Genomic DNA, 12346 nt, shown 5'->3' with positions numbered 1-12346 from the left:
TCTATAAGTAATAGTTCAATGATATGGTATAAAGTAATCTGTCAGGATTTTACTTCGTCAGCATTAGATTCGTAATGGCTGATATCTCCATGCAGCACGATTTCCGGAATGTCCCCTGTAAAATCAATCCGGCTTAGGCAGGTAGGATGGATATACGGGAGATCCCACAGCTTAGGAAGGGGTCTGCCCTCGAAGTATGCCATTAACAGTTTGATCACCACCGTATGGGTGACGATCAGTACAGCTTCACCCTTATGGGCATCTACGATCGCGGCAAGCCTGTCCAGTGCCCGTTCCTGTACTTCTGCAAAGGTCTCGCTGCCCTTCACCTTGAATTTGGCAGGGTCCTTCCAGAAATATTCGTACTGATCCGGATGGATGACCTCAAGCTCTGTGGAGTCACAGCCCTCCCAAATCCCCATCCCGATCTCCAGGAATTCTTCGGCAGACTGAAGCGGAATATTCCGCTCCCCGATAATGATCTCTGCCGTCCGCCAAGCCCTCGGGCTCGGGCTTGCGTAGACAGCATCTATTCGTTCGGTGGCCAGACCCCGTTGCAACCACTCTGCCTGCTGGACACCGAGCGGTGTCAGCGCCGAATCTTTATGACCTTGCATGCGGTGCTGCACATTCCACTCTGTCTGCCCGTGCCGGGTCAAATAAATTGTTGTTGTACCCATTGCCGTTCCTCCTTATGTACGGTTCCGCTCCATCCAGCTTACCGCATAATCTACGATCTCCCGCTGAGGGATCAGCTTAGCCGGAGCCGCTGCAACCTGGCCTAAAGCAATTCGGCCTGTATCCTGCTGGAATTGCTCACCCAGGGTCGTGAAATCCTCAGATTCCCAGTCTAGCTCCTTGAACTCCACCCACTGCCTATTCCCGTCTACCATCATTGGCGCTCCACTGACGATTTCCTGTTTGCCTGGAAAAGACGCCCGGCATTCCGCCAGATGCAGTGAGGTGTTGTTGAGGTTCTCCACCCCTAACAACAGAACGCTTCCGTTCAGATCATAAATGCGGGCCAGAGGAGAATGTTCTCCCAACCCGAAGTCCAGCTCATGCCCATCTATGATCTGATCCCTATGTTTACCCCATGCTGCGAACGAATGAATGGGGTGACCACTGCGCTTGACACCCTTTTGCTTACGGAAGGTATCCGGTATGATCCCCATCCCACTTAGCAGAGTCATATCCGGATCATACGCAGGCATCTTTTCCCGGATTGAAGCCCACCAGGCCTCAGGAACCGGGGGCCGTGACCATCCGGAAGGATCGGATAAATCACTCGAATGCGTAGGCATAACTAACGTACCCTCTTCCCCCAATACCTCTTCAAGCGCCAAAATAACAGCAACAGGCCCACCTGCTACCCACTCTCCAAGCGATTTAAACGAAGAGTGCATAACCAGCGTCATTCCTTCATGCACCCCCAGGCGGCGGAAGTCCTCCGCCAATGTATCTACTGTAATTAGATCGCCCTGAATCATTTCCACCCTCAAATCCCTCCACATCTATGCGACTAAACCCGCCACGCCCCTGGCAAAGAGAGCCGCCGAGCGGCATCAGCAGACTAGGACTCCCGTTCCTCCTGAGCGTAATACATTTCCTGTAGAGCTTTGCTTCTGTATTCACCGGGAGAGATGCCTTCAAGTTCCTTGAAGACCCGCGCGAACTGCTTACTATTCTCGAAACCGACAGCCTCCCCGATGTAGGCCAGCCTGCCAGAATCCTCGGACAGCAGTATTTTGGCGTGACGAATGCGTACTTTTTTCAGATATATAATAAAGTTCTCACCGGTGTATGCCTTGAAAGCTTCGCTGAAATAGGAATAATTCAGAGAAACGTGATTACTGACCATAGCCATATTCAGCGGACGGCTGTAATTAGCTTCAATATAGGCCAGCGCCTCCTTCATATCCTTATGCTCGGTGTGGGCGGTCCTTACTCCAATAATATAATCGTTCACGCAGAGGAGCAAATGTTCTAGCGTTCGATAATAGTCGTGAAAATGCCGGAAATTGTACATACTCCCTACAGACCGGTACAGTTTTAGCACCTCCATCGAGGCCTCGCCATGCACCCGAAAGACTTCGTCTAACACGCGTTCGTTGATCCTACGCCCCACCATTTCCAGATACGCCAGATCGAGCTGTTTGATCTGTTCTACTTGAAAAATAGCAGCCAGAAGAGTCTTCAGCTCCTTCTCACGGTCTGTGCCGAGCATGTTAAGCAGCTTGTGAAGCTCCTGATCCGGTTTGGGGAAGCTCAAGCGCTCTTTTTTGATATTCTCATAATCAATCAAGTTCACTTGGGGATACAGGAAGGTGTACTGTAGCGCCCGGCAAGCTTCTTGATAGCAGCGGCGGATGTCCATCCCCTCTCGCCCCAGGCTACTCACACCAATCAGCAGTCCCTTCAGTTCTCTGGCTTCGGCCTGCCGCGACAACTCCATGAAATCCTTCTTGCTCCTACCGATCAGCACCAGTTTACCTTCCCAGTCTGTTAATATTTCCGGATACTTCTTCTCCAGCGGTCCAGACAGGCGCTCCGTTAGTCCCTGAATCTCAGCGGGCTTCATCCGTGTACCGTCATTGTAATAATAACTCAGAACCCCAACGGTAAAAGGCAGGGACAGGCTGACCAGCTCCTCCGCCTGCTCCCTATTAGGCTGTACTTCCTCATGAATTAGCAATCCACGTAGCCTACTTGCGCGTAGCTCTTGGCGAAGACAGGCTGCTTTCTCTTCTTGCAGACGGACATTGTTCTCCCGCTCGTCACGTTCCTTCTGGATACGCTCCAGAATACCGAACAGCTCATCACGGCGAATCGGCTTAAGCAGATAGTCCTTCACCCGATAACGTATGGCACTTTTAGCATATTCAAAATCATCATAACCGCTAAGGATAACCAGTGCGGGACCTTCCCCCACCCGGTTCTGTGCGGACAGCTGCTCCAGCAGGGCAATACCGTCCATGACGGGCATGCGGATATCAGTAATTACGATGTCGGCCCCCTCAGCCTCGTAATACGCGAGCGCCTCTTCGCCGTTTCCAGCCATCGTTATCGTATACATGGACGGATATTCCCGTTCAATCATGATTTTCAGCCCAAATCTTATATTCTTCTCGTCATCCACGATTAGAAGCTTCATCATAGTTGTTTTCCCCCGTTAATAGTACTTTCGGCAGACACATGGATACCATTGTCCACTCCCCTGTCTTGCTCTGTACTTCAAGTCCATACGATTCACCATAGAACAGCTGCAGGCGTTGGTAGACATTACGCAGACCGATCCCGCCGGCCTGATGGCTGCCTTTTCCCGGTCCGGCCAGCTCAATATCCGGCTCCTTGGTATTAAAAATCGCATCATTTAACGAGGCCAGCCTCTCTGGAGTAAGCCCGATACCATTGTCACGGATCGAAATGAAGATATCGCTATCCGCTTCCTCTACCTCAATGTGAATCTTTCGGGAGGCGGTTTCCGTATCTCCTCCGGGCCAGGCATGCTTGACACTGTTCTCCACGATAGGCTGCAGCGACATTTTCAGCACCTCTAGCTCCAGATAGGCGGGCGCAATATTCAGGACTAACTCAATGGGGTGTTCAAAACGGATATTCATAACATCAATGTAATTTTCAATATGGCGGATTTCATCGCGCAGCTTCACATACTCACCGCACCATTTAAAGTTATAGCGCATCATGCCCCCGAGCGAGGTCAACGCGTCAGAGATCGTCCGCTGATTCTCGATTTCGGCGAGCATTTTAATATTCTCCAGTGTATTGTAAAGAAAATGAGCGTCGATCTGGTTATGCAGTGTGCGAAGTTCAGCTTCCTTAGACAGCGCCTGCTTCTGCACCGCCTGAGCTACCAGCGTGTTGATGGTATTCATCAACTTCGAGAAATGGTGCGCGAGTTCGCCCACTTCTCCGCCGCCACGGATGGTAATTCCGCTATAAGCTTCGCCTCTGCGCACTTTCTTCATCGCTTCCGTCAGCCGCCGCAGATTCTTCAATATAAAAGCATTCAGCACATTGGCAATCACAGTGACCAGGACGATGAAGCCTATATTGGCACCGATAATCAGATTACGTGTATGGGAAATATCGCTCATGACGCCCTCCATGGACACGACATTCACCAATGAAGCATGAATGAGATCCAGCGGGGTGTTAATCAGCAGATAGTTTTTACCGTTCTCTTCATAGTGAATATCCCATTCCCCCGTCTCCTGGTACTTCCGGGTACGGTCTGCAATAGCTTTAGTCATATTGGGATTGCCCGGCAAAAAGGAATGGTCTGTTCGTGTAAATAACTGCATTTCATCATCGACAAGGAACATCTGGGATTGACTGTCCTGCACTTTGGTGTACGTCTTGGGTGTGAATCGCTCCAGCAGCATATCCACCTGAACCATCCCGATATGATGGCCCGCCGGAATGCTCATTTCCCGCAGCAGGGAAATCTTCGGTGTATTCTTTGGCGTCAGCCCGATATAGCTCTGCATTGGCTCTGAATCCGTGTTTTGAAATGCCCATACCTCTTGCCCTTTGCCTCGCATGCCCTTCTGGAACCAAGGTTCAGAGATCACACGCTCTTCCCGGTAGATCATCGGCCAAATTTCATGCACACTTGGACTCTGTGAGTAGAGGCGTAAATGCTCGATGTTAGGATTGTTAAACTGAATGCGCATCAAATTAATGTAAGCGTTTGTATTAAAATCGACAAGCTCTCCGACATCAGGTTCACGCTCATTGGCCAGATAGCTTTTAACATCTCTATCTTCAAAAGCCATTTGAGCTGCACGCTCCATCGCTTCAATCTGGTTGAGGATGTGCAGCTTCTCCATTTCCAGTAAGTAGCTGTTCTTCTCCACCGCATCCCGGACATACGTGTTATTGATAGCGCGGTAAGAATAATAGGATACCATCAGACACGGTCCCAGGATAATAAATACATAGGCGCCAATCAAGCGGCTCTGTAGAGATCTGCGCCCCCACCAGTAAGAAAATGAATGCCATGTAATTGCTGTACGCTTGCCCAATCTCACCTGATCCCCCCTGCCTCGCTTAGCTCCTCACGGGTAAGGCCTTTAAAAGACATTAACATAACTCAAAAGCCCGCCTGCAGCGGGCCATGAGTTATGCTTGAGTGTTATTGCGACAGTTTTTGTTTGTTCTCCTCGTATTTCTTCTGCTGATATGCCTGGAACTTTTCCAGACCTTCCTTCTGTTGCTTCTCCAGATAATCGTTCCAGATCTTATCGAACTCTGCATCAGATGGCGCCATTAGCAGCTTCGGCAGCGTTTTAGCCCGCAGCGATTTAATCTTGGAGCCGATAATTCCTTCCGGTGAATTGCCTGTCGGGTCAATGCCCTCAAAGGCGGAGGCACTCTTCGTCTTGCCCCGGGTCCAATCCTCCAACTGTTTGAACGGCTCAACCGTAGGGTTGGTCCATTGCTGGGTAATATTCGTATTCATCAGCATCCAGAAAGTAAAGGAAGAACCATACTGCTTGTCGAAGGACGAGCGGTCCTTATTAAGCAATTCCAGAACCTCCGGCTTGAATTGATCTTTCCCATCAATCGTATCATAGCTGACCCCTTTTTCACCAAGGAAAAGATCCTTGTTGCCTTCCTCGCTGTTCAAATAGCTCAGGAAACGGATCGCCCGTGCTTTGTCCTTAACATTCTTGGAAATGAGAGTAATGGTCCAGCCAGAGATCCCCGGGCCATCCAAAGTCGGAGCATCATGTTTGCTGTTAGCCGGTCCATCGATAGCTATATAAATCTGCTCAGGATTCTTCTGGTAGAGCGTTCCTTCCTGGTTAGCAAAATCCGTCCGCTGATATAGCATGGCGAAATATCTGCCTTGTGCGATCTTTTCTTCCATTTGAACACGTTTGTCAATAAAGATGTCCTTAGCTAACAGCCCATCCTGGTTGGCTTGACGCAGTGTCTTCAGCCAGGTAACATACTCGGGATCTGTCTCGCGGTTGTAGAGCTTGCCGTCCTTCTCCCTTGGAATGGCCAGGAAGTTCTGAAGATAGGCTTCCAGCGAGTAGTTTCCGGTATCCCCGAATTCATGCAGACCGAGCGGGATAAGCGGCTGACCATTCACTTGCGGGTATTTCTCCTTCGCCAGCTGCAAGGCTTTCAAGAAGCCTTCCGGTGTACTCATATCCGGCTTGCCGATGGCTTCGTACATATCTTTGCGGACTACGAAGACCTGATTGGCAACATAGGTATCGCCATATTTCTCATAATCAGCCGGGGACGATGAAGCGTTCGGATACCCGTAGACGTTGCCATCCTCTTGGGTATACCAGTTCAGCTTCGCCGGGTCAGAAGCCTTGAAGAAATAAGGATCGTATTCCTCGGCCAGCTTGTTCAGCGGAAGCACCAACTCTCCTTCAATCATCTTCTTCACATTATCATTCGCAAAGTCAATGGTGATGAAATCGGGAAGCTTGCCGGAAGCGACCAGCGTATTGAGCTTCTCATTCTCATTACCGGCGGGGACGATGAAGTTAATGTCGACACCCGTCTTTTTCGTGATATATTTCGAAGTAGCATCTACGCCCCACTTGTTCGGGAACCAGGAGAAGTTCAGGTACCAGTCAAACGTGATCGGGGAGGTGTCGGCCTTCCAGCCCGGTTCATCTTCAGACAGCTTCGTCTCTGTGGCCGCCTCTGTCTGGACCGGAGCATTTGTACTCTTGCTTCCTTCGGCATTGCCGCCGTTATTACTGCCGTTGTTACCGCCGCTGGAACAGCCTGCTGCAGATAATGTCATAATCATTGCCAATAGCAAGGTCACCATTTTCATCGGCTTACGCTTTATCGCCATGTGTGTTTACCCCTCTTCTATGAATGTATTCAATATAAATGCAACCCAGGCTCTAAGTACAAGCAGCCGGAGGAGTTACCAGGAGAAGTGTGCTATCCCTTGATGGAACCTAGCATCATGCCCTTAACGAAATACCGCTGCAGGAACGGATAGACAAAGACAATCGGCAGTGTGGTCACAATCATCGTCGCCAGCTTGATGGACTGTGAGGTGACACTTTTCACCAGATTGCTGCCCTGTACGGCCGTGATCATCTGATTCGAACTGGACTGTGCTACAACACGATACAAGAACGTCTGCACCGGCTGCAGATCCGGATTATTGACATAGATGATCCCGGCAAAATAATCATTCCATTGGTACACGCCATGGAAAAGCGCGATCGTCGCGATCACGGGCATGGATACCGGAATCACTACCCGCAGGAAGATCGACCAGTCATTGGCACCATCCATACGCGCCGCTTCTTCAAGCCCCTCAGGAATATCACGGAAGAACGTCATGAAGATAATAAGATCGAAGAAACTAAACAACACCGGAATAATATAGACCAGGAAATTATCAAGCAGGTGAAGGTCCTTGATCAGCAGAAAGGTCGGAATCAGTCCACCGCCGAAGAAGAGGGTCACCGTTCCCATCAGGATATAGATTTTGCCGCCTATCAGGTTCCTGCGGGAGAACGCATAAGCCACCATCGCCGTGAAAAAAACGTGTGCGACCGTACCCACCAAAGTTTTGGCGACGGTAATCCACATAGCGAGCATAATGCCTGGACTGGCGAAGACAGCTTTGAAATTCTCCAGGCTGAACATTCGCGGCCACCAGTAAATTCCGCCCTGCATCGCATCTGAACCATTATTGAACGCATTCACAATTACATACCAGATCGGATACAACGTGACAAAGCAAAGACTTAACATAATGATGTTATTGGCCAAATCGAACAGCGCCTCGCCTGTTGTTTTACGCTTTAATGACCACATGTGTAGTTCCCCCTTGTCCTAGAACAGCGACGTGTCGTTGATTTTTTTGGATACGCTGTTGGCAATCAGCAGTAAGATTAGCGCAATGACCGATTTCAGCAGGCCTACTGCAGTCGAATAGGAGAAGCGCCCGGACAGAATACCCGTGTAATACACATAGTAGTCAATCACGTTGCTGGCACTGTCATTGAGGGCGTTGCGCAGGACCAGGATCTGGTCAAAATTAGAGTTGAGTACACCGCTGACCGCCAGAATGAACAGAATACTGATCGTGGCCTTGATAGCCGGTAAGGTGACATACCACATTTTCTGAAAACGTCCCGCCCCATCAATCGTAGCTGCCTCGTACATTTCAGGAGAGACCCCGGAGATGGCTGCGAGATAGATGATGGCAGACCAGCCAAGCTCTTTCCAGATATCAGACGTGATCACGATTCCCCAGAAGTAGTTGGGCTCAGCCAGATAAGAGATAGGCTGGTCGATTAGACCTAGCGCCAGCAAAATGTTATTTATAATCCCTACGTCTGAAAGCCATGTAGCTAAAATTCCGCCCAGCACAACCCAAGAGAGAAAGTGCGGCAGGTAGGAGATCGTCTGAATGCTCTTTTTGAAACGGACCGAACGGATCTCGTTCAGGAATAAAGCGAATATAATGGGAAGCGGAAAACCGATGACCAGTTTGAACAAACTAATGCCTAGTGTATTCTTGATGACATTGACCAGGTTCTCATCCTCCATAAACTCCCGAAAATGGGTCAGCCCCACCCACGGAGCCTCAGCAATGGATTTGACAATGTTATAGTCCTTGAATGCAATAATGATGCCGTACATCGGGATGTAGTTGAAAATAATCATCCAAATAACGCCCAGCAGCGCCATCGTCTGCAAGTGTTTCTGAGCGATCATCCGCCTCCAGAGAGAGGGGCGGTTACCGGTGCCGGTACCGGTTTTGTGATTTGCAGGGATGAGCGGTGTCATGCCCCCGGCAGGTTCGGCGCTTCGTTTGTTCTCCATCTTACGGACCTCCATGCTCTATCTATCTCGTTTGTAAAAGCGCTTTCAATTAACTCTCTATCATTGTATGCGCTCCCCTGCTCACTACGTAAGGTTTCATTTTTCATGTCAGGGGCTCCATTTTTCGGGTCTGATCCCCCAGCTGTTAATCAAGAATAGCACCGCAGCACAAAAAAGCAGCAGACCTCCGGATAACCCGGGGGTCTGCTGCCTGAATTCCATTGGCAAGCGAGTTGACTGCTCGCTTGACGTTATTCTCGTGCTTCTATTCCAATTCAGCCTTGATCAGGCTGATTTCACCGCGCCGAAGCGCTTCCGCCGTTGCTCCACGTAACAAGGCGCCGTTAATTCTGCTAACCGTGCCATCCGTATGCTGAAGGGTCATACTGCGGATGGTTGCTCCGCCCTCTCCAAAAGTATCAACCTTACGGTGGTTATAATATGTCACCTTGGTTTGACCCAGGAAGGTGAAAGACAGTTCTCCCTGTTCGTCAAACAGCCAGCCCGGAAGCACAGGGCTGAGGGATAGCGCCAGCTCTCCATCCACGACGGAGAAGGCCTTGCTGCCAGCCATCATTTTGCGCCACATGCTGAGGAATTCAGCCGTCGATCCGCTTAACCGGGCTACGAAGCCACGGCCATGCGTGCCGGGGTCCGGATTGCCTCCTGTAGCAATGAACGACGAGTTCTCCAGCGTACTCCGACCATACACAGCCGGATCAAGGAACGGAACGAGCGAGGTTTTCAATTCCGAATAGAATTCCTCGTATAGTCCTGCCTTCAGCAGCTCGAGTAAGTATTTGTAAGACATATGCAGGAAGTTGGACTCCCGCTCCAGCCAACCTGGAGTGAAGGCGCGCATCCGCCCGATTTCATGAGATTCCTCTTCTAGACTTACAGACGTTTGGTACATCGAAGTCTGGGGATCATATAGTCCAGTACTCTTAATCAAGGTATAGATTTCTTTGGCCTTGGCCGGATTCTTCAGGGTCTTCAGCCAGCGGGTTGGACCTTCCAGGAAATAAGGCAACGGCTTGGCCTCAAACTCCTGCACTACTGCTTTTTGCAGACCATAGCCACTAAGCACCGGTCCACCTTCTGCATCCACCACAGGCTCAAACCGGGTAGCCTCGAAGCGGAAATAGGTCGGTGTCAGTCCGTTCCCCAGCTTCACCGCTCGCTCAATCCCCTCGTCAAGCTTGCGCAGGAACCGTGAGAAAGCGCCGCGGATATAAGTAAGGGCAACATCAGACTCGCTTCCTGTAATGCCGAACCGGATACTCTCGCGATAAGCCTCGCGGGCCGAAGCTACCGCATCCCAGTAAGCAAACTGGGTCAGCTCTCCCTCCAACACAGAAGTCACAGCAGTGTTCACCTGCTCCAGCAGATACGCTATTTCTTCCGGCAGGCGTGCTGTACCTTCCGCATTTTCAGGGCTGTCCAGTACATCCAGCAGGAAGGATACAGTCCGCTTAAGTTCAAAGGTCTCACTCATTCCGGAGCCGAACAATCCCGGCAAGCCGTTCATCGCATCATTCCAGCCCGGCTTGTTTCCTTCCATCTCCACGCCCATCCCGTAAGGGTCAAGGGTAGCGAATTTGTTCAGGGCCAGCGACACGATTTTTACAAATAGGTTCGTATTATACACCGCTCCACGTCCGCGTTCCGTACGCAGCCACTCCGTGCTTCCGGCTTTACGCTTCAGCTTGTGCAGCTTCTCCTCATCCTCAAGTAGCGCGCCGTACTGACGTACTTTCCCGTCGCTAATAACGTATTTCTCGCTGCGCGGGAGAACGTAGGCCGGACTGTCATAGAATGCATAGGTAGCGTCCCCGAAGAGCAGCTCTTGTCTCCGGTCAGGGAAAATATCCAGGTAGCCTTCGACCAGATCAAGGTTATACGTCCAGTGATCAGACCAGAAGCCTTCTCCGAAGGAAGCCTCAATGTTCTGTTTGGACAAGGATAGCACACCAGACAGGAATTCCTGCTCCTCTACTTGCAGCTCGACATGATGATCGGCGATGAAATTGATCAGACCGCCTGCCGTGAAAACGCCGCTGAGCAGCTTGCGAAGTCCTTCGTGCTGATTTGCTGCGCCCTTCTCAATCCAGGCTTCAAGCGCAGAGCGGTTCTCCGGCAGAATTTCAAAGGTTGTCCCCTGAACACTCAGTGGATTGTACCCGTCAGCCTGCATCAGGCTGTAGAACATTTTGATATTGAAGCTGCCTACTTTCGGATTGAAGAACACATCATTACGCCGGTTCTGGTTCATATCCCGGAAGTTCCCGTTGCCCTGCGAATAGTATTCTGGCGCTAGCGAGAAGAAGTTGTAGTCCCGCTCCATGTCGCCATGCTTACGGGAATATAAATGCACTACGAAGCCGTCTCCACCGTTGTCGAAGATAAACGGGTAGCCTCCACGCAGGAAGTTGTCGAGATAGGACTGGCGGCAGTACGCATCAAAGATCGGGGAAGAGGTCTTAGTTGCAATATCTTCCGTCAAATCCTCAGTCAGTCTGGCCGCTTCCTCAGCTTTGTCGGTAATATAGGCATCACGGCTAATGTCCGTGGCTTTATGATTGATTTTATCAATGTCGTTGACATGGCCGATCAGGGTGTTCACCGTCAGGCTGGATCCTGGAGCCAGAGTCCGCGCTACGCCACTGAAACCGCAAGGAACTTTATTGACCGGATATTGCGGCAGTTCTGCAAGACCAGACAACGATAGCTCCGCGAACCGGTCGGGATAAGACAGTGAAGTATTGCCGCCAAATACAACCTCAAAATCCACGAACGGAGAAATCTTCTCTCCCTCCCCGGTAAAGGACAGATAGAAATGACCCTTCGTAATCTCACTGACCTCTGCATCGTCATTGGTGCTGGAACGCAGCTTATAGAACGGGATACCATTCTCCAAGTTGTAGACATCCATCCAGCTCCGTAGAAGGTTGCCGATGTCTTTGTAGCCACTGTTCTCCACACCGAACGGCAGAATTTCCGGAAGACCGTCCAGCAGTTCAAAGTCGATCTCCTGTTCTCCGATATTCTCAATCGTCACCCGCCGTACAAGTGCAGCGTAGTCTTCATTCGGAAGATTAAAGTAGTGAACTGTCGTCTTCAGTCCATGCCCGGCATGACTTTCTTCAATGGTCAGGCCGTTCGGAAGAATAGTCATAACCCGCTTGGCATCGGTATCAGGACGTGCCGACTGGAACGGTTCATAAATTTCTCGCTCGCCCTTAATCTTGATAAAGGTCCGGAAGCCGGAGTTAGCCACATTTTTGTAGGAGATGTTCGCAGGAGAGAACTCCATGATCGGAGAGTTCTTGTCGCGAATCCCGAAGCTGCACACCCCTTGGCCCCGGTTCACATAGAAGGACCACATCGGAATTCCTTTCAGGCCGGCAAGGCCAGGCAGGAAACTGGCGAATGGCTTGCCTTCATGGAACTGCTCTATTACAAATTTGCCGGAATCAAAATAATAATGGCTCATGCT

Annotated in this window: 8 protein-coding genes; all 8 read right to left on the bottom strand. The window is 50.5% G+C overall.

The window, feature by feature from the left end; translation table 11 throughout:
* Positions 1-41: 41 nt before the first annotated feature.
* The 8 genes from ACFRAM_RS18820 to ACFRAM_RS18785 all read right to left on the bottom strand — a co-directional run bounded on the left by ACFRAM_RS18820 (position 42) and on the right by ACFRAM_RS18785 (position 12343).
* Positions 42-680, bottom strand: coding sequence for a histidine phosphatase family protein (locus ACFRAM_RS18820; protein WP_379467154.1), 639 nt, complete (start codon positions 678-680; stop codon positions 42-44).
* Between the two features lie 12 nt (positions 681-692).
* Positions 693-1496, bottom strand: coding sequence for an AAC(3) family N-acetyltransferase (locus ACFRAM_RS18815; RefSeq protein WP_379467153.1), 804 nt, complete (start codon positions 1494-1496; stop codon positions 693-695).
* A 77-nt stretch (positions 1497-1573) separates the two neighbouring features.
* Positions 1574-3157 (bottom strand): response regulator, encoded by a 1584-nt coding sequence (locus tag ACFRAM_RS18810; RefSeq protein ID WP_379467152.1) that lies wholly within the window; start codon positions 3155-3157, stop codon positions 1574-1576.
* The gene (locus tag ACFRAM_RS18805) at positions 3132-5054 is read right to left on the bottom strand and encodes a sensor histidine kinase (RefSeq protein ID WP_379467151.1); all 1923 of its coding nucleotides are present in this window, start codon (positions 5052-5054) and stop codon (positions 3132-3134) included. Before ACFRAM_RS18805 ends, ACFRAM_RS18810 begins: the two co-directional genes overlap by 26 nt.
* Before the next feature lie 104 nt (positions 5055-5158).
* Positions 5159-6853: an extracellular solute-binding protein gene (locus ACFRAM_RS18800; protein ID WP_175370835.1), complete on the bottom strand. Its 1695-nt coding sequence runs from the start codon at positions 6851-6853 to the stop codon at positions 5159-5161.
* A gap of 92 nt (positions 6854-6945) precedes the next feature.
* The gene (locus ACFRAM_RS18795) at positions 6946-7836 is read right to left on the bottom strand and encodes a carbohydrate ABC transporter permease (protein WP_379467150.1); all 891 of its coding nucleotides are present in this window, start codon (positions 7834-7836) and stop codon (positions 6946-6948) included.
* Positions 7837-7854: 18 nt separating this feature from the next.
* A complete protein-coding gene (locus ACFRAM_RS18790; protein WP_379467187.1) occupies positions 7855-8814 on the bottom strand; it encodes an ABC transporter permease in 960 nt (319 codons plus the stop codon).
* Between the two features lie 301 nt (positions 8815-9115).
* On the bottom strand, positions 9116-12343 hold the full coding sequence (locus tag ACFRAM_RS18785; RefSeq protein WP_379467149.1) for a cellobiose phosphorylase: 3228 nt from the start codon (positions 12341-12343) through the stop codon (positions 9116-9118).
* Between the last annotated feature and the right edge of the window lie 3 nt (positions 12344-12346).

The organism is Paenibacillus sp. NPDC056722, assembly GCF_042790635.1.
GTDB classification, from domain to species: domain Bacteria; phylum Bacillota; class Bacilli; order Paenibacillales; family Paenibacillaceae; genus Paenibacillus_AQ; species Paenibacillus_AQ agri.
Note: the sequence above shows the minus strand (reverse complement) of the source record. Positions and strands in the feature narration are given on the sequence as shown.